The sequence below is a fragment of the Streptomyces sp. NPDC026538 genome (genome assembly GCF_055567535.1).
Map to the genome: position 1 here is coordinate 746,863 of NZ_JBVHQG010000003.1, position 18,892 is coordinate 765,754.

Genomic DNA, 18,892 nt, shown 5'->3' on the forward strand with positions numbered 1-18,892 from the left:
GTTCGTGCGATGGGTGAGACGACGGTGGGTGCGGTCGTGGTGTGCGGCGGAGTCATGGCGTGGCTGCTGGCGGAGCGGCAGCGCGAGGTACGGCGGGCGCGGCTGTTGCTCGCCGGGGGCGGGGCGGTGGCGGCCGGACCACCCTTGTGGGAGCAGACGGCCGGGGAGTTGCGGCGGCTGTGCGGCCGTTGGCGGGGCGAATGGTGGGCCCTGACCATCGGCATCGCGCTGGCCCTCGTCGCCGCCTCGGTGCTCCCGCTCCTCGCGGGGGCGGCCGGGGTGCCGGTGCTGCGCCGGCTGCGGCTGGCCCGCCAGGCGGGGCGGCTCCGGCAGGCGCGCGCCGACGCGGTGATCGTGCTCTGCGGGGCGCTCGCCGGTGAGGTGCGCGCGGGACGGCAGCCAGGTGAGGCGCTGCTGCGGGCCGCGCGGGACTCCGCCGGCCTCGGCGAGGCCCAGGCGGCCGTGGTGGCGGCGGCACGCTTCGGCGGGGACGTGCCGGGCGCGCTCGCGACGGCCGCACGCCAGTCGGGCGCCGACGGCCTGCTGGGCCTCGCGGCGTGCTGGCGGGTGGCCGTCGACCAGGGTGCCGGGCTCGCCGCCGGCCTCGACCGCCTGGAGGCGGCCCTGCGCGCCGAACGGGACCAGCGCGCCGACCTGCGCGCCCAGTTGTCCGGGGCCCGGGCCACCGCGGTGCTGCTCGCCGCGCTGCCCGCCCTCGGTCTTCTGCTCGGCTCGGCGATGGGCGCCGATCCGCTGCGGGTACTGCTGCACACCGGGGCCGGGCTGGGCTGCCTGGTCGTCGGAGTGGTGTTCGAGGCCGCGGGGATGTGGTGGGCGGTCCGGATCGTGCGGGGAGCTGAGGCGGCATGAGCGCGGAGGTTGTCCACAGGCTGGGGGTAGCGGTCGCGGTGCTGCTGGTCCTGGGCTGGTCGGCGTGGCTGCTGGAGCGGACCCGGCGCAGGCGCTGGGCCAGGCGCAGGGTGGCCGAACTGCTGGCCCTGGAGATGCCCGAGCGGCGTTCCGACGTCGCAGGTGCCGTCCGCGGGTGGCTGCCGGCGGTCGGCGTGGTGTGCGGCGGCTGGGTGCTCCTCGGTGGGGTCGTCGGGGCGCTGCTGGGCCTCGGCGTGGCCATGGGGCTGTGGCGGTGGCAGCGCCGGCGGGGAGACGCGGGACGGGCGGCGCAGGTCGAGGCGTCCCGGGCCGCGCGCCAACTCCCGGTCGCCTCCGACCTGCTGGCCGCCTGCATCGCCGCCGGGGCGGCCCCGGTGGTCGCCGCGCAGGCCGTCGGCGAGGCGCTCGGCGGTCCCGTCGGGGATGGACTCGCGCGGGGTGCGGCTGAGGTCCGGCTGGGCGGCGAACCGGCGGACGCCTGGCGGCGGTTGGCGGCACTGCCGGGGGCGGCCGCCCTCGCCCGACTGCTGGAGCGCGCGGACGAGTCGGGGCTGCCGGCGGCCGCCCCGGTCGCCCGGCTCGCCGCGGACGCTCGCGCGGAGTGGGCGAGAAACGCGACCGCACGGGCGCGGCGGGCGGCCGTGCTGATCTCCGCGCCGGTGGGGCTGTGTTTCCTCCCCGCGTTCGTCGCGGTCGGGGTGCTGCCCGTGGTGATCGGGCTGGCGGGCGGAGTGATGCGAGGGGGTGGTGGATGAAAGCGGCGATAACGGGCCGTCAACAGGAACAGATCACTGAATTCGGAATTCAAGGGAGTCGATATGTACCGGAAGATGCGGCAGTTGCTGCGCCGGGACGCCGGAATGGTCACGTCCGAGTACGCGATGGGGATCATCGCCGCCGTCGGGTTCGCGGCGGTGCTCTACGCGGTCGTGACGAGCGGGCAGGTCAGTGCGGAGCTCCAGGACATCGTGAAACGAGCCCTCAGTGCGCGGATGTGAGCGGGGGCGCGGGGCGGATGGCGGATTCGTGACGGCGGAGGCGGCCGTGGTGCTGCCGGTGCTGGTGGCGTTCACGATGGCGCTGGTGTGGGGGCTGCTCGTGGTGGCCGCCCAGATCCGGTGCGTGGACGCCGCCCGCACCGGGGCGCGGGCCGCCGCGCGGCAGGACGCCGAGGGCGCGGTGGTCGCCGTGACGAGGGCGGCGGCGCCGGACGGCGCGACGGTGACCGTCGGCCGGGAGGGCGACCAGGTCCGGGTGACGGTGGTGGCGAAGCCGCCGGTGCTGGGAGCGCTGCCGTTCGAGGTGCGGGAGTCGGCGGTGGCGTTGGCGGAGGAGGCGGGGCCGTGAGACGCCGGTTCTCGGATCGGGGGTCGGCCACCGTCTGGAGCGTTGGCGCGATCGGCGTCCTCTGCGTGGTGTTCGGCGTGGTGCTCGGGCTGGGGCAGGTTGTCGTGGTCCGGCACCGCGCGGCCGGGGGTGCCGACATGGCGGCCCTCGCGGCCGCGGATCACTGGGGCGAGGGCACCACCGCGGCCTGCGCCCGGGCGGACCGGGTGGCGAGGGCGCAGGGTGCACGGCTGACACGGTGCGTGATCGTGGGAGACGTCTCGGACGTGACGGCTGCGTCGGGTGGTGGGCCGTTCGCGGCGGAGGTCCGGGCCAGAGCGGGCCCCGCTGCCCGCTAGCCCTCCGTCGGCTTCTCCTCCGGCGCCCCCTTCAGCAGCACGCCGAGCAGCCGCACCGCCCCCCGCTTGTGCAACGGATCGTTCCCGTTCCCGCACTTGGGTGACTGGATGCAGGACGGGCACCCGGCCTCGCACTCGCACGCGGCGATCGCCTCCCGGGTGGCGGTGAGCCACGCACGGGCCGTGTGGAAGGCGCGCTCCGCGAAGCCCGCGCCGCCCGGGTGGCCGTCGTAGACGAAGACCGTCGGCAGCAGCGTGTCGGGGTGCAGGGGGATGGACACGCCGCCGATGTCCCAGCGGTCGCAGGTCGCGAAGAGCGGGAGCAGGCCGATGGAGGCGTGTTCGGCGGCGTGCAGGGCGCCGCCGAGGATCTCCGGGGTGATCCGGGCCTCGTCGAGCTGGTCCTCGGTGACGGTCCACCACACAGCGCGGGTGCGCAGCGTCCGAGGCGGGAGGTCGAGTTTCGTCTCGCCCAGTACCTCGCCGGTGATGAGCCGGCGGCGGAGGAAGGAGACCACCTGGTTGGTGACCTCGACGGAGCCGTAGCAGAGGCGGCCGTCGCCCCAGGGGACCTCGATGTCGGTCTCCAGGACGGAGATGGCCGTGGTGTCGCGGGCGACCGTGGAGTACGGCGGCTCGGCCTGTTCGACCAGCGCGACCGAGTCCTCCAGGTCCAGGGAACGCACCAGGTAGGTGCGGCCCTGATGCAGGTGGACCGCGCCCTCGTGGACCGTGGAGTGCGCGGCGCCGGCGTCCACCGTGCCGAGCAGCCGCCCCGTGCCCTCCTCGACGACCTGCACCGGGCGCCCTCCCTCGCCGCGGATGTCGGTCAGCTCGGCGGCCCGCTCCCGCCGGGTCCAGTGCCAGGCCTTGGTACGGCGGCGCAGCAGCTTCGCGGCCTCCAGCTGCGGCAGCAGCTCCTCGCAGGCGGGGCCGAACAGGTCGAGGTCGTCGTCGGTGAGCGGGATCTCGGCCGCGGCGGCACACAGATGCGGGGCGAGGACGTACGGGTTGTCGGGGTCGAGGACCGTCGATTCCACCGGTTGGGCGAACAGGGCCTCGGGATGATGCACGAGGAACGTGTCCAGCGGGTCGTCGCGGGCCACCAGGACCGCGAGGGCGCCCTGCCCGGAGCGCCCCGCCCGACCCGCCTGCTGCCACACAGAGGCCCTCGTACCCGGGTACCCGGCGATCAGTACGGCGTCCAGCCCGGAGACGTCCACACCCAGCTCCAGGGCCGTCGTGGCGGCAAGTCCGAGGAGTTCCCCGGAGTGCAGCGCGCGTTCCAGGGCGCGCCGCTCCTCGGGGAGGTAGCCGCCGCGATAGGCCGCGACACGCCGGGCGAGGGAACGGTCGACCTCGGCCAGCCGTTCCTGCGCGATGAGGGCGATCAGCTCGGCGCCACGCCGGGAGCGCACGAAGGCCACCGACCGCACGCCCTGCACGGCGAGGTCGGTCAGCAGATCGGCGGTCTCGGCGGTGGCGGTACGGCGGACCGGGGCGCCCTTCTCGCCGTGCAGCTCGGTCAGCGGCGGCTCCCAGAGGGCGAAGACCAGCTCGCCGCGCGGGGAGGCGTCCTCGGCGATCTCCACGACCGGCAGACCGGTGAGACGGCGGGCGGCGACGGCCGGCTCGGCGGCGGTCGCGGAGGCCAGCAGGAAGACCGGGGAGGCGCCGTAGCGGGCGCACAGGCGGCGAAGCCGGCGCAGCACCTGGGCGACGTGCGAGCCGAAGACGCCCCGGTAGGTGTGGCACTCGTCGATGACGACGTACTTCAGCGACTTCAGGAAGGAGGACCAGCGGGCGTGCCCGGGAAGTATCCCGCGGTGCAGCATGTCCGGGTTGGTGAGCACGTAGTTGGCGTACTGGCGGACCCACTCCCGCTCCTCGTACGGGGTGTCGCCGTCGTACACCGCGGGCCGTACGGCGGTCCCCAGCGGTTGTGAAAGTTCCTTCACCGACCGGCACTGATCCGCCGCCAGTGCCTTGGTGGGCGCCAGGTAGAGGGCGGTGGCACCGCGGCCGTTGGGTGCCTCGGAGCCGTCCAGGAGGGTGGAGAGGACCGGCACGAGATAGGCCAGCGACTTGCCGGAAGCGGTGCCGGTGGCGACCACCACCGAGTCGCCGTCCAGGGCGTGCTCGGCGGCCAGCGCCTGGTGCTCCCAGGGATGGTCGATGCCGCACGCCTGCACCGCCGCGACGACCTCCGAACGAATCCGGTCAGGCCAGACGGCATGCCGACCCGCCCGCGGGGGCAAGTGCTCCGTATGAGTGATGCGCGAAGCCCGGCTCGGCCCGGAGGCGAGCCGGTCCAGGACCGTGCCCGGAGAGAACCCGGACGCGGCCGGAGCCGAGGGTCGATCGGATCGGTGATTTATGGCCATCGGGACCGAGTGTGTCACTGGCGTGACGGACAATGGGGCCAAGGCGTCGTGCACGCCTGCCGGTAAGTGATTGAATGCCATCGCGGCTGGCGTACCGTCCCGGGGGCCGCAAGCCGAGGTGTCCCAAGGGGCGACCCGCTCGATAGCAAGGTGCTGGAGGATTCGTGGACCTGTCCCTGTCGACCCGTACCGTCGGCGATCGCACGGTCGTTGAGGTCGGTGGCGAAATCGACGTATATACCGCGCCCAAGCTGCGCGAGCAGTTGGTCGAGCTGGTGAACGACGGGAATTTCCACCTCGTCGTTGACATGGAGGGCGTGGACTTCCTCGACTCCACCGGGCTCGGCGTGCTGGTCGGCGGCCTGAAGCGGGTGCGAGCCCATGAGGGCTCACTGCGCCTGGTCTGCAACCAGGAGCGCATTCTGAAGATCTTCCGAATCACCGGTCTCACCAAGGTGTTCCCGATCCACACCTCGGTCGAGGAAGCGGTGGCGGCCACCGACTGACCCGGGCCGGCCGACGTCTCCCGGACCGCCGATCGGTCCGCGCCGTCCGGTCGGTCTCCGACACGGGCTCGTACAGAGCCGTGCGCAGGCCCGTGTCGCCCCCGCCCGCTCGGGCCCGCATGCCCGTGCCGGCAGCCGTTCACGGGTCGCAGGCCCGCGACGGACGCAATTCATCGGGGGGCCGGGTTTTCGGCGATCCGGCCCCCTACCGCACGCCTGTAGTTCCGAGGGGGACGTATGGCCACCGTTGAACTCCGCTTCAGCGCGCTGCCCGAGCACGTCCGCACCGCCCGACTGGTGGCGGCGGCGGTGGCACGCAGGGCCGGAGTGGACGAGGCCGTCCTGGACGAGGTCCGGCTGGCCGTCGGCGAGGCCTGTTCCCGCGCTGTCGGTCTGCACCAGAGCGCCGGTATCACCGAGCCGGTGCGGGTGGCGCTGATCGAGGACGAGAAACAGTTCTCCATCGAGGTCGGCGACGAGGCACCCCGTTCCGTTCCCGTCGACCGGGCGACCGGTGCGGCGCCGGACGCGGACGTGGAGGCCGAGGAGGACGAGATGGGACTCGCGGTCATCAGTGGTCTCGTCGACGACGTTGAGGTCACCGCGGGGGAGCACGGCGGCCTGATCCGCATGACCTGGCCGACCACCCCGCCCGGAGTCGCGCTCACCTGAGAGTCACCCGATCATGAGAAGGGCCCTGCTGAGCAGGGCCCTTCTTGTTATTTTCCTTCGGGTGTCATCCGTTCGCCGAATTCGTGAAAGAATTCACGATCAATGCTCCGGCGGATCGCCTGATAATTTGATCAAGCGCCGAATAGGCCAGTGGTGATCGTCAATGCTTTTAGGGCGTTACCACTTTCGGGTTCGTCGGCGTGACCTCGATCATTTGCTGAAGAGCACGAGAAGGCCAATTCCGCTTACCGTCCCCTGTTTAGATCACTCGCGGGTACCTAGAATCCGTCCACATCTTGAGCTCAGTCCAAGCGTCAAGGAGGACGAATGGCGGGGCTTTCTACCCCTCATCAGTTGGGTCACCCCACAACCCTGGCGGCCGCGGTCCTGACCGACGACAACCGGGTCCTGGTCGCGGTGATCGCCGTCGTGGCGCTGGCCGCGCTCGTGGTCGCCTGGATCCTGGTGCGCCAGGTACTCGCGGCCGGCGAGGGCACCGACAGCATGAAGAAGATCGCAGCGGCGGTCCAGGAAGGCGCGAACGCCTATCTGGCCCGGCAGTTGCGCACCCTCGGCGTATTCGCCGTCGCGGTGTTCTTCCTGCTCCTGCTGCTGCCCGCGGACGACTGGAATCAACGCGCCGGTCGATCGATCTTCTTCTTGATCGGTGCGGCCTTCTCGGCGGCCACCGGCTATATCGGCATGTGGCTCGCCGTACGCAGCAATGTCCGCGTCGCCGCGGCCGCGCGGGAAGCCACCCCGGCGGAAGGTGAACCGGAAAAGGATCTCACCGCCGTCTCGCACAAAGCCATGAAGATCGCTTTCCGCACGGGCGGCGTGGTCGGCATGTTCACGGTGGGGCTCGGCCTGCTCGGCGCCTCCTGTGTGGTGCTGGTGTACGCGGCCGACGCGCCGAAGGTGCTCGAAGGATTCGGCCTGGGCGCCGCCCTGATCGCCATGTTCATGCGTGTCGGCGGCGGCATCTTCACCAAGGCCGCCGACGTCGGCGCCGACCTGGTCGGCAAGGTCGAACAGGGCATTCCGGAGGACGACCCGCGCAATGCCGCGACCATCGCCGACAACGTGGGCGACAACGTCGGCGACTGCGCGGGCATGGCGGCCGACCTCTTCGAGTCCTACGCGGTGACCCTGGTCGCCGCGCTGATCCTCGGCAAGGCGGCCTTCGGGGACGCGGGTCTCGCCTTCCCGCTCCTGGTACCGGCCATCGGTGTGCTCACCGCGATGATCGGCATCTTCGCGGTCGCCCCGCGCCGCAGCGACCGCAGCGGCATGAGCGCCATCAACCGCGGCTTCTTCATCTCCGCGGTGATCTCGCTCGTGCTGGTCGCGATCGCGGTCTTCGTGTACCTGCCGGGGAAGTACGCCGACCTCGACGGCATCTCCGACGCGGCCATCAGGGCCAAGGACGGCGATCCGCGGATCCTCGCGCTGGTCGCGGTCGCCATCGGCATCCTGCTGGCGGCCGTCATCCAGCAGCTGACCGGCTACTTCACCGAGACCAACCGGCGTCCGGTCATGGACATCGGCAAGTCCTCGCTGACCGGCCCGGCCACGGTGGTCCTCGCAGGCATCTCGATCGGCCTCGAATCGGCCGTCTACACGGCCCTGTTGATCGGCCTTGCCGTCTATGGGGCGTTCCTGCTCGGCGGTACGTCGATCATGCTGGCGCTGTTCGCGGTGGCGCTGGCCGGCACCGGCCTGCTCACCACGGTCGGTGTGATCGTCGCCATGGACACCTTTGGGCCGGTCTCCGACAACGCCCAGGGCATCGCCGAGATGTCCGGTGACGTCGAGGGCGCGGGCGCGCAGGTGCTCACCAACCTGGACGCCGTCGGCAACACCACCAAGGCGATCACCAAGGGCATCGCCATCGCCACCGCCGTCCTCGCGGCGTCGGCGCTCTTCGGGTCGTACCGGGACGCGATCACCACGAACGTGCAGGACGTGGGAGTGAAACTGACCGGTGCGGGCGCTCCGTTGACCCTGTCGATGGACATCTCGCAGCCCAACAACCTCGTCGGCCTCATCGCCGGCGCGGCGGTCGTCTTCCTCTTCTCCGGACTCGCCATCAACGCGGTGTCGAGGTCGGCGGGTTCGGTGGTCTACGAGGTGCGGCGGCAGTTCCGCGAGCACCCCGGGATCATGGACTACACGGAGACGCCCGAGTACGGCAAGGTCGTCGACATCTGCACCAAGGACGCCCTGCGCGAGCTGGCCACGCCGGGACTGCTCGCCGTGATGGCGCCCATCTTCATCGGGTTCACGCTCGGCGTCGGAGCCCTCGGGTCCTATCTCGCCGGCGCGATCGGCGCGGGCACTCTGATGGCCGTCTTCCTGGCCAACTCCGGCGGTGCCTGGGACAACGCCAAGAAACTCGTGGAGGACGGCCACCACGGCGGCAAGGGCAGTGAGGCCCACGCCGCCACGGTGATCGGCGACACGGTCGGCGACCCCTTCAAGGACACCGCGGGACCCGCGATCAACCCGCTGCTCAAGGTCATGAACCTGGTCTCGCTGCTCATCGCACCAGCGGTGATCAAGTTCTCGTACGGCCATGACAAGAGCATCGGCGTCCGGATCCTGATCGCGGTCCTCGCGCTGATCGTGATCGTCGGCTCGGTGTACATCTCCAAGCGACGCGGTATCACCGTCGGCGACGACGAGGACAGCGCGGAACGCGTGGCCAAGTCGGCCGATCCAGCGGTGGTTTCGTAAGCGGTCTTACGACGGCCACCGGGGCTCCCGCGAGGGGGCCGGGCCAACGGGCGGGCGGATGGCGTGTGCTGACACGCCGTCCGCCCGTTTCGTGCGCCGGGGGGCTCGCCGGTCCTCGCGCGCGGGGTCGCCATACGCGGTCGTACGCGGCCGTACACGGTTGTACGTGGTCGTGCGCGGCCGTACGTGGTCGTGGGCGGCCGTGGCGGTCCGGCTCCGGGTGTGCCCGTCGTCTCGTCGTGACCCTTCTCTCTCATGGTGTAAATCCATCTAAAAGCGTACTTAATGGATGCTCTCCATGGGGGTGCGCTCCGTGTGCCGTGTAGATTCCGGGGGCCGAGAGCCATTGAAGGGACCTATCCGGTGAACAAGAAGCTCGCGGCCGCACTGTCCGGCGGTGCGGTACTGGTAGTGGCGCTGTCCGGGTGCAGCAGCAACAAGGGCACCGACCCCAAGCTGATCGCCTGGGCCAAGACCGTGTGTGACGCGGTGCCGGCGCAGGACGCGAAGATCAAGGCGGCCAACGCGGCCATCGCGCAGACCGCCTCGGACACCACGAGTTCGCCCGCGACCATCCAGAAGACCGACTCCCAGGCCTTCCAGGACATGTCCGACGGCTACAAGGCGCTTGCCACGGCCATCGGCAGTGCCGGTGCGCCCCCTGGGATCGACGACGGCGCCAAGCGCCAGCAGGACGTCGTCAAGAACCTCAACAGCCTCTCCTCGTCCTACGCCGCCCTGAAGAAGAAGGTCGACGCGCTCGACACCAAGGACCAGGCGAAGTTCGCCTCCGGTCTGCACGACGTCGCCTCCCAGATGGCGGACCTGGAGACGCAGAACAAGAGCGGCACCGCGGCGCTGCAGGCCCTGGAGCAGGGCGAGGTCAAGGACGCGATCGCCGAGCAGGCCAGCTGCAAGAAGGTCTCGGTGACGTCGTCGGCTTCGGCGTCGGCCTCGTCGACCGCGAGCTGACGACACGGGGCGAGCGCACGGGGCGACAGCCCTCCGGTGCCCCGGGGCGATGGGCGCCGATGGGGCGACGGTCGTCCGTAAGGCCTCGGCCGCCGCGAGCTGAGGCGGTGGCCGGAAGGGGGCGCGGGCCACAATGGAGGGCGTGACTGACTCCGGCCTCGCCACCCTGCCCGCCTCCGACCGCCCCGACGTCGCCGCTCGGCTGCGCACCGCCCTGCTGGGCGCCTCCTTCACCGCCGACGGGCTCCTGGAACTCCTCGGCGCGCCCGCGTACGCGGCGCTGGCCCGCAGCGAGACGGTGCCCGCCCTCCGGGCCACCCGCGGGGACACACCGCTGCAGACGCTCGTCCGGCTGTTCCTGCTCCAGCAGCCCGTTCCGCACGCGCGCGTGGCGGACATGCTGCCCGTGGACGACCTTCTGGAGAGCGGCTGGCTGACCCGCGCGGGCGGCGACGAGGTCGCGGCCACCGTGGACGTACGGCCGTACGGCGGGCCCGACGGCGAGGACTGGTTCATCGTCTCCGACCTCGGCTGCGCGGTCGGCGGCGCCGGCGGCATCGGGCAGCGCCACGAGGGCGTCGTCCTGGGTGTCGGCGGCGCGTCCACGACGCTGGCCGGCATCACCGTCCGTACGCCCGTCTCCGCCGCGCTCGACCTCGGCACCGGCTCCGGGATCCAGGCGCTGCACGCCGCTCAGCACGCCACGCGCGTGACGGCGACCGACCTCAACCCGCGCGCGCTGCACATCACGGCCCTCACGCTGGCGCTGTCCGGCGCCCCGGCGGCCGACCTGCGCGAGGGCTCGCTGTTCGAGCCGGTCAAGGAGGGGGAGTCGTACGACCTCATCGTGTCCAATCCGCCGTTCGTGATCTCGCCGGGGGCCCGGCTGACGTACCGGGACGGCGGGATGAGCGGGGACGATCTGTGCCGCTCGCTCGTTCAACAGGCCGGGGAGCGGCTGGCCGAGGGCGGATTCGCGCAGTTCCTCGCCAACTGGCAGCACGTCGCGGGGGAGGACTGGCAGGACAGGGTCAGGTCATGGGTGCCGCGCGGCTGCGACGCGTGGGTCGTGCAGCGCGAGGTGCAGGACGTCAACCAGTACGCCGAGTTGTGGCTCCGGGACTCCGGCGACCACCGCGGGGACACGGCGGAGTACCAGGCGCGGTACGACGCGTGGCTCGACGAGTTCGAGGCGCGCAAGGTCAAGGGCGTGGGATTCGGCTGGATCACGCTGCGGAAGACGGCGGCCGCCGTGCCCTCGGTCACGGTGGAGGAGTGGCCGCATCCGATCGAACAGCCGCTCGGTGAGACGATCCGCGCGCACTTCGAACGCCTCGACTATCTCCGCGAGCACGACGACGCGGATCTGCTCGAAGGTCACTTCAGGCTCGCCGTCGAGGTGGTCCAGGAGCAGGTCGGGCTGCCCGGCGCCGAGGACCCGGAGCATGTGGTGCTGCGCCAGCACCGCGGGATGCGCCGCGCGACCAAGGTGGACACGGTGGGCGCCGGGTTCGCGGGGGTGTGCGACGGCTCGCTGAGCGCGGGCCGGATTCTCGATGCCATCGCCCAGCTGATGGGCGAGGACCCGGTGTTGCTCCGCGACCGCACGCCCGCACAGATCCGGCTGCTGGTGGAGCAGGGGTTCCTGGAGCCGGCGAGCTGACGAACGGTGAGGCCGGACCGGCCGGCCGCGCCTGCGGAGGGCGCGGCTTCCGTTCCGTTGCGCGGCAGGGCGGGCCGTGCCCGGTCTGCCGGCCGACCCGCGGGACACACCCGCCGGTCGTCATGCCGCGCCCGCCGGCCGCGCCGGCCCCGCGCCGCTACGCCGAGCCCGCCCCGCCCCGCTACGCCGAGCCCGCCCCGCCCCGCCCCGCGCCGCCCCGCCCCGCCCCGCGCCGCCCCGCTACGCCGAGCCCGCCCCGCGCCGTCCGCCCCGCGCCGTCCGTCCCGGCCGGGACGCGTCGGCCCTTGTAGGGCGCTGCCCGGGCATTCCGCCCGTGCCGCACCTGCCCCGTCCGCCCTGCTCTCCGTCCCCCCGCCCCGGCGGGACGCGTAGGCCTCGGCAGGGCGCCGCCCGGGCGTTCCGGCCATCGCCCGGACGCGCCGGGAAAAGAAAAGGGCGGGAAAAATGTGGCGAGAATGTTCGCCTCGTAGTCAGTCGGTCGTATGTTCGAGATGGGGAAAGTGTCCCGTTCACCTCGATTTCGCCCGCCGGACTCCCACCCGCCGTCCGTCCGTGCCAGTCTCCCGGCGCTGGGCAGTCGCGGACGGCAGGGAAGGGGCGCGCGGGTCATGGAGAACGGACCGGCGATCTTCGCGGGGGCGGTGTTCGCCCTGTTCGGAGGCGCACTGCTGGTGTGGACCGGCATCCGGGTCCGACGTGGTGAACCCGTCGCCCACGGTGTGAGTCAGGTCGCATCGGCGACCCTCGCGAGCCTCGCCGCGGTGATCGCGCTGGGCCTCGGGACGTACTGCCTGACCCGCCTCTGAGGACACCGTTCCGGTAATCGGAGCATCACGCTCCGGACAGGGCCGGGAGAGCGGCCGGGGACTCCGGGCGGCAGGAATGGCGGTAGTCGGGTTACCGTTCGAGTGGCCGTTGTGGGCTTTTCCCGTTTGACACGGGGGCGGGATGTACCGTCACACTCCGCAGCGTCACCAAGTGAGCGGGCATCCGTGCCCGTGCCACGACCCCGGGAGCAAGGCCTGGGGAGGCCCCAGCGTCAACCGGAGAGAAGAGCGAAGTTGTCCCCGACCAGCGAGACCGCACAGGGCGGCCGCCGACTCGTCATCGTCGAGTCGCCTGCCAAGGCGAAGACGATCAAGGGCTATCTGGGCCCCGGATACGTCGTCGAAGCGAGCGTCGGGCACATCCGTGACCTTCCCAACGGCGCCGCGGAGGTGCCCGAGAAGTACACCGGCGAGGTCCGGCGCCTCGGCGTGGACGTCGAGCACGACTTCGAGCCGATCTACGTCGTCAACGCCGACAAGAGGGCGCAGGTCAAGAAGCTCAAGGACCTGCTGAAGGACTCCGACGAGCTCTTCCTCGCCACCGATGAGGACCGCGAGGGCGAGGCCATCGCCTGGCACCTCCTGGAGGTCCTCAAGCCCAAGGTCCCGGTCAAGCGGATGGTCTTCCACGAGATCACCAAGGACGCGATCCGCGAGGCCGTCGCCAACCCGCGCGACCTGAACCAGCGCATGGTCGACGCCCAGGAGACCCGCCGCATCCTCGACCGCCTCTACGGCTACGAGGTCTCGCCGGTCCTGTGGAAGAAGGTCATGCCGCGCCTGTCGGCCGGCCGTGTCCAGTCCGTCGCGACCCGGCTCGTGGTGGAGCGGGAACGCGACCGCATCGCGTTCCGTTCCGCCGACTACTGGGACCTGACGGGCACCTTCGCGACCGGCCGCGCAGGCGACCCCTCGGACCCGTCGTCGCTCGTCGCCCGCCTGCAGGCCGTCGACGGCCGGCGCGTCGCCCAGGGCCGTGACTTCGACTCGCTCGGGCAGCTCAAGAGCGCGAACATCCTCCACCTCGACGAGGCGAACGCCCGCGCTCTCGCCGCCGCCCTGGAGAACACCCGGTTCGCGGTCCGCTCGGTCGAGTCCAAGCCCTACCGGCGCTCGCCGTACGCCCCGTTCCGTACGACGACCCTCCAGCAGGAGGCCAGCCGCAAGCTCGGCTTCGGCGCCAAGGCCACCATGCAGGTCGCGCAGAAGCTGTACGAGAACGGCTACATCACCTACATGCGTACGGACTCCACGACGCTGAGCGACACGGCCGTCGCCGCCGCCCGAGCCCAGGTCACGCAGTTGTACGGCGCCGACTACCTGCCCTCGTCCCCCCGCGTGTACGCCGGGAAGGTGAAGAACGCCCAGGAGGCGCACGAGGCGATCCGGCCCTCGGGTGATCGTTTCCGCACTCCGGCGGAGACCGGCCTGACCGGCGACCAGTTCAAGCTCTACGAGCTGATCTGGAAGCGGACCGTCGCCTCCCAGATGAAGGACGCGACCGGCAACAGCGTCACCGTGAAGATCGCCGGCACCGCCGCCGACGGCCGGGACGTCGAGTTCAGCGCCTCCGGCAAGACGATCACCTTCCACGGCTTCCTCAAGGCCTACGTCGAGGGCGCCGACGACCCGAACGCAGAGCTGGACGACCGCGAGCGCCGGCTGCCCCAGGTCGGCGAGGGCGACGCGCTCTCCGCCGAGGAGATCACGGTCGACGGGCACTCCACCAAGCCCCCGGCCCGCTACACCGAGGCCTCGCTGGTCAAGGAGCTGGAAGAGCGGGAGATCGGCCGCCCGTCGACGTACGCGTCGATCATCGGCACCATCCTCGACCGCGGCTATGTCTTCAAGAAGGGCACGGCCCTCGTGCCGTCCTTCCTCTCCTTCGCCGTGGTCAACCTGCTGGAGAAGCACTTCGGCCGGCTGGTCGACTACGACTTCACCGCCAGGATGGAGGACGACCTCGACCGCATCGCCGCGGGCCAGGCCCAGGCGGTGCCGTGGCTGCGGCGCTTCTACTTCGGCGAAGGCGCGGCGACGGGCGGTGCGGCCGACGCCGGCAACGGCGACGGCGACCACCTCGGCGGCCTCAAGGAGCTGGTGACCGACCTGGGCGCGATCGACGCGCGCGAGGTGTCGTCGTTCCCGGTGGGCAACGACATCGTGCTGCGGGTCGGCCGCTACGGTCCCTACGTCGAGCGCGGCGAGAAGGACTCCGAGGGCCACCAGCGCGCGGACGTGCCGGAGGACCTGGCGCCCGACGAGCTCTCCGTCGAGCTCGCGGAGGAACTGCTCGCCAAGCCGAGCGGCGACTTCGAGCTGGGCGCGGACCCGGAGACGGGCCGCCAGATCATCGCCCGTGACGGCCGTTACGGCCCGTACGTCACCGAGGTTCTCCCCGAGGGCACCCCGAAGACCGGCAAGAACGCGGTCAAGCCGCGCACGGCGTCGCTCTTCAAGACCATGTCCCTGGACACGGTCACCCTGGCGGACGCGCTCAAGCTGATGTCGCTGCCGCGGGTCGTCGGCGCCGACGCCGAGGGCCAGGAGATCACCGCGCAGAACGGGCGCTACGGGCCGTACCTGAAGAAGGGCACGGACTCGCGTTCGCTCACCTCCGAGGACCAGCTCTTCACGATCACCCTCGAAGAGGCGCTGGCGATCTACGCCCAGCCCAAGCAGCGGGGCCGGGCCGCCGCCAAGCCGCCGCTGAAGGAGCTGGGCACGGACCCGGTCAGCGAGAAGCCGGTCGTGGTGAAGGACGGCCGCTTCGGGCCGTACGTCACCGACGGGGAGACCAACGCGACCCTGCGCTCCGGCGACAGCGTCGAGGAGATCACCCCGGAGCGCGGCTTCGAGCTGCTCGCCGAGAAGCGGGCCAAGGCGCCCGCCAAGAAGACGGCGAAGAAGGCGCCCGCGAAGAAGACGGCGGCCGCCAAGAAGGCCGCGCCCGCGAAGAAGACGGCAGCCAAGAAGACCGCCGCCAAGACGACGACGGCCGCGAAGAAGACGGCCGCCAAAAAGGCGACGGCTTCCAAGGCGGCCGCGGAGGACTGAGACACCCTCAGGTATCCATACCGGAAGTGCCGGTTCTTATCGGCCAGGTCGGTTCATATCGGCCACACCGGTTCACACCGTCTTCGCAATGCGAACGCCCCGGCATCAACTTGGTGTCGGGGTGTGCGTACCTGTGGACGGTCGCGACGGGCTGTCGGTGGCTGCCGATAGGCTGAAAGCATGACGCCAGCCGAGCAGCCAACGGCCCCCCAGACAGAACCGGACGACGCACTGGTAGCGGATTCCCGCGAACGCGCCGTCCGCTCGCTGCTGCGCCGACCCGAGCTGAGGCGGTTGTGGAGCGCCCAGCTAGTCAGCGGTGTGGGTGACACGCTGGCGCTTCTCGTGCTTGTCGTGCTCACGCTTCAAGCGGCGATCGCGCAGGGTTCGTTCGGCGGCGGCTACCGCGGTGTGGCGTTCGCGGTGGCGATCGTCTTCGGGGTCCGCATTCTGGCCACCCTGCTCTTCGGTGCGGTCCTGCTGGGCCCGCTGACCACGCTGACCGCTCAGGACGGCCCGCTGGACCGGCGCTGGACCATGGTCGGCGCCGACGGCCTGCGCGCCGCCCTGCTGATCATCGCGCCCCTGTGGATCGACTGGACACCGGAGAACGCCCCGGCGGTGCTGCTGGTGACCGCCTTCGTCACCGGAGTCGCCGAGCGCTTCTGGACGGTCTGCCGGGAGGGCGCGGCCCCCGCGCTGCTGCCCGCCCCGCCCCCGGAGGGTGCGACGGTACGACCGCTGCCGGACCACCAGGACGCACTGCGCCGCCTGTCGCTGCGGACGACCTTCCTGGCCGTCCCGCTCGCGGCCGCCGCGCTCGTCGTCGCCTCCCTGGTCAACAACCTGCTGGGCACGGGCATCGAGTGGTTCGCCCAGCACCAGGCGGCCCTCGGGTCGTACGTGGCGGCGGGTCTGTTCGCCGCCTCTCTCTCGGTGCTGGTCTACCTGGAGGTGCCCGGCACGCGCACCCCGCGCGCGCGGTCGCCGCTGGAGGGCCTGCGTCGCCCCAAGGCCGGCGCCGGCACCGACCGGGGCCGTACCGGCGCCATCCCGCTGCTGGTGACGGCCTGCGCCGCCGTCGCCGGTGCCATCTCCGCCGCGGTCGCCGTCTCCGTGCTGCACGCCAAGGACCTGGGCGGCGGCCCGGTGCTGTACGGCCTGCTGGTGCTCGCGCTGACCGGCGGGGTCGCCGTCGGCATCCGTACGGCGCCCGCGCTGCTGCCGACGCTCTCCCGCCGTCGGCTGCTGTCGCTGGCGATCGCCTTCACCGGCATTGCGCTGCTGGCCGGCGGCCTGGTCCCGGACGTCACCACCGTGCTGCTGATCGTCGCGCTGGCCGGCATCGGCGCGGGCGTGGCCGCCAACACCGGCCACACCCTGCTCGACCAGGAGACCGAGGACTACCGCAAGGCCCGCACCACCGAGCATCTGCACGCGGTGGTCCGGGTCGCCATAGCGCTCGGCGCGGTGATCGCGCCCCTGGTGGCCGCCCTGATCGGGCCGCACCGGCTGGAGAACGGCAAGTTCGTGTTCGCGCACGGCGGCGCCGCGTTCACCCTGATGCTGGTCGGCGCGCTGCTGCTGCCGGTGGCCGCGCTGGTCCTTGCCAAGGTCGACGACCGCGCGGGCGTACCGCTCCGGCACGACCTGCGCGACGCGCTGCTCGGCGGCGACGACCCGGCGCAGGCGCCCACGACGAACGGTTTCTTCATCGCCCTGGAGGGCGGCGACGGCGCCGGGAAGTCCACCCAGGCCGAGGCCCTCGCCGAGTGGATCCGCGCCAAGGGGCACGAGGTCGTCCTCACCCGCGAGCCCGGCGCCACCCCGGTCGGCAAGCGGCTGCGCTCGATCCTCCTCGACGTCTCGTCCGCCGGTCTGTCCCACCGCGCGGAGGCGCTGCTGTACGCCGCCGACCGCGCGGAGCACGTCGACACCGTCGTCCGGCCCGCCCTGGAGCGCGGGGCGGTCGTCATCTCCGACCGGTACATCGACTCCTCGGTCGCCTACCAGGGCGCCGGCCGCGACCTGTCCCCGACCGAGGTCGCCCGCATCAACCGCTGGGCGACCGACGGACTGGTCCCGCATCTGACGGTCCTGCTGGACGTGGAGCCGGAGACCGCCCGCGAGCGGTTCACCGAGGCACCCGACCGGCTGGAGTCGGAGCCCGCGGAGTTCCACGCGCGCGTGCGGGCCGGTTTCCTGACGCTGGCCGCCTCCGACCCCGGCCGCTACCTGGTCGTCGACGCCGGCCAGGAGCCCGAGTCGGTGACCACCGTCATCAGGGCCCGCCTCGACACCGTGCTGCCGCTGTCCGAGGCCGAGATCAAGGCCGCCGAGGAGGCTCGCAAGGCCGCCGAGGAGGAGGCCCGCCGCAAGGCCGAGGAAGAGGCCGCGCGCAAGGCCGAGGAGGAGCGCCTGGAGCGGGAGCGCCAGGAGCAGCTCGCCAAGCTCCGTGCCGAGGAGGAGGAGCGCAAGCGCCGCGAGCTGGAGGAGGCGCAGCGCCGCGAGGCCGAACGGCAGGCGGAGGAGGCCCGGCTGCGTGCCGAGGAGGCCCGCCGCCGCGCCGAGGAGGAGCAGGCCCGGCTGCTCGCCGAGGAGAAGGCCCGCGTGGAGGCGGAGGCCCGTCGCCGCGCCGAGGAGGAGCGCCGCCGCCAGCAGGCCGAGGAGGAGGCCCGGCTGCACGCCGAGGCCGAGGAACGGCGCCTGGAGAAGCAGCGCAAGGCCGAGGAGGCCCTGCTCAAGGCCGAGCAGGCGCGGCGTGCCGCGGCGGAGGCGGCGGCCGCGGCCGACGTGGCCGCTCGGGAGTCGTCCGCGCCCCGGCCGACCGCGCCCGGGGTGACTCCGGAGGCGACGACCATGCCGACGCCGGTGGTGCGGCCGGACGACGAACCGCCGGCGGCGCCGAGGCGCGCGGTGGACGACACGGCGGTGCTGCGCCCCGTGCGCGCGGACCGCGAGCCCGCCGCCCGGGAGTCCGAGTCCGAGGTGACGGCGCAGCTCCCACAGCCACCGGCGGGGGCGTCCGACGAGACTGCGGTGCTGCCTTCGGTGGCGCCCGGGGCCGTGGACGAGACGGCGATACGGCCGCCCGTGGTGCCCGGCGCAGCGGACGAGACGGCCGTGCTGCCTCAGGTGCGCGCGACCGACGAGACCGCCGTACTTCCTCCGGTGCGCGACGACGCCACCGCTCCCGCCGACACCCCGGCGGACCGGGTGCCGCCCGGTTTCTTCCGGGACGAGCGGTCGGGCGGGTCGGAAGGGGCGGACGGGAACCCCGACGGCGAGGGCCGTACGCGCGAGCTGCCGCAGGTCGACGACGACGGTACGGCCCGGCGGCAGCGCCCCCGGCCCGACTGGGCCGAGGAGACCCCGCTGGACGACCTGCCGTCGCTGGCGGACGAGCTGCTGGGGTCGTACGAGGAAGAGGAGCTCGACGACGAGCGGGGCCGACGGGGTCGCGGGCGGCGCGGCTGAC

Annotated in this window: 13 protein-coding genes and 1 pseudogene; 13 read left to right on the forward strand and 1 reads right to left on the reverse strand. The window is 72.2% G+C overall.

What is annotated here, in order from left to right; all coding sequences use genetic code 11:
- The first annotated feature begins 9 nt into the window (after nucleotides 1-9).
- The 5 genes and pseudogenes from ACZ4N4_RS16445 to ACZ4N4_RS16465 all read left to right on the forward strand — a co-directional run.
- A complete protein-coding gene (locus ACZ4N4_RS16445; protein WP_467588936.1) occupies nucleotides 10-870 on the forward strand; it encodes a type II secretion system F family protein in 861 nt (286 codons plus the stop codon).
- The gene (locus ACZ4N4_RS16450; RefSeq protein WP_467588939.1) at nucleotides 867-1,646 is read left to right on the forward strand and encodes a type II secretion system F family protein; all 780 of its coding nucleotides are present in this window, start codon (nucleotides 867-869) and stop codon (nucleotides 1,644-1,646) included. The genes ACZ4N4_RS16445 and ACZ4N4_RS16450 overlap by 4 nt, the downstream gene beginning before the upstream one ends.
- 63 nt (nucleotides 1,647-1,709) lie before the next feature.
- Nucleotides 1,710-1,889: a DUF4244 domain-containing protein gene (locus ACZ4N4_RS16455; RefSeq protein ID WP_453570160.1), complete on the forward strand. Its 180-nt coding sequence runs from the start codon at nucleotides 1,710-1,712 to the stop codon at nucleotides 1,887-1,889.
- Between the two features lie 28 nt (nucleotides 1,890-1,917).
- Nucleotides 1,918-2,238, forward strand: a complete 321-nt coding sequence (locus ACZ4N4_RS16460; RefSeq protein ID WP_453570157.1) for a TadE family type IV pilus minor pilin — start codon at nucleotides 1,918-1,920, stop codon at nucleotides 2,236-2,238.
- Nucleotides 2,235-2,567, forward strand: a pseudogene (locus ACZ4N4_RS16465) (Rv3654c family TadE-like protein); the annotation flags it as partial. The gene ACZ4N4_RS16460 and the pseudogene ACZ4N4_RS16465, both read left to right, overlap by 4 nt.
- Nucleotides 2,568-2,572: 5 nt before the next feature.
- On the opposite strand, the gene ACZ4N4_RS16470 reads toward ACZ4N4_RS16465, so the two are convergent.
- The gene (locus ACZ4N4_RS16470) at nucleotides 2,573-5,041 is read right to left on the reverse strand and encodes a DEAD/DEAH box helicase (RefSeq protein ID WP_453570154.1); all 2,469 of its coding nucleotides are present in this window, start codon (nucleotides 5,039-5,041) and stop codon (nucleotides 2,573-2,575) included.
- A gap of 83 nt (nucleotides 5,042-5,124) precedes the next feature.
- Here ACZ4N4_RS16470 and bldG point away from each other — a divergent pair, with 83 nt between their 5' ends.
- The 8 genes from bldG to tmk all read left to right on the forward strand — a co-directional run bounded on the left by bldG (nucleotide 5,125) and on the right by tmk (nucleotide 18,891).
- Nucleotides 5,125-5,466, forward strand: coding sequence for an anti-sigma factor antagonist BldG (gene bldG / locus ACZ4N4_RS16475; protein ID WP_010986038.1), 342 nt, complete (start codon nucleotides 5,125-5,127; stop codon nucleotides 5,464-5,466).
- Between the two features lie 237 nt (nucleotides 5,467-5,703).
- Nucleotides 5,704-6,138, forward strand: a complete 435-nt coding sequence (locus ACZ4N4_RS16480; protein ID WP_450761553.1) for an ATP-binding protein — start codon at nucleotides 5,704-5,706, stop codon at nucleotides 6,136-6,138.
- A gap of 327 nt (nucleotides 6,139-6,465) precedes the next feature.
- Entirely contained in the window at nucleotides 6,466-8,874 is a 2,409-nt protein-coding gene (locus ACZ4N4_RS16485; RefSeq protein WP_453570151.1) for a sodium-translocating pyrophosphatase, read from the forward strand.
- Between the two features lie 363 nt (nucleotides 8,875-9,237).
- Nucleotides 9,238-9,846, forward strand: a complete 609-nt coding sequence (locus ACZ4N4_RS16490) for a small secreted protein (RefSeq protein ID WP_467588945.1) — start codon at nucleotides 9,238-9,240, stop codon at nucleotides 9,844-9,846.
- 133 nt (nucleotides 9,847-9,979) lie between these two features.
- A complete protein-coding gene (locus ACZ4N4_RS16495; protein ID WP_453570147.1) occupies nucleotides 9,980-11,509 on the forward strand; it encodes a DUF7059 domain-containing protein in 1,530 nt (509 codons plus the stop codon).
- A 629-nt stretch (nucleotides 11,510-12,138) separates the two neighbouring features.
- Nucleotides 12,139-12,336, forward strand: a complete 198-nt coding sequence (locus ACZ4N4_RS16500) for a hypothetical protein (RefSeq protein WP_467588948.1) — start codon at nucleotides 12,139-12,141, stop codon at nucleotides 12,334-12,336.
- 255 nt (nucleotides 12,337-12,591) lie between these two features.
- Entirely contained in the window at nucleotides 12,592-15,414 is a 2,823-nt protein-coding gene (gene topA / locus ACZ4N4_RS16505) for a type I DNA topoisomerase (protein ID WP_467588951.1), read from the forward strand.
- Nucleotides 15,415-15,594: 180 nt separating this feature from the next.
- Entirely contained in the window at nucleotides 15,595-18,891 is a 3,297-nt protein-coding gene (tmk, locus tag ACZ4N4_RS16510) for a dTMP kinase (protein WP_467588954.1), read from the forward strand.
- The last annotated feature ends 1 nt before the right edge of the window (nucleotide 18,892 follow it).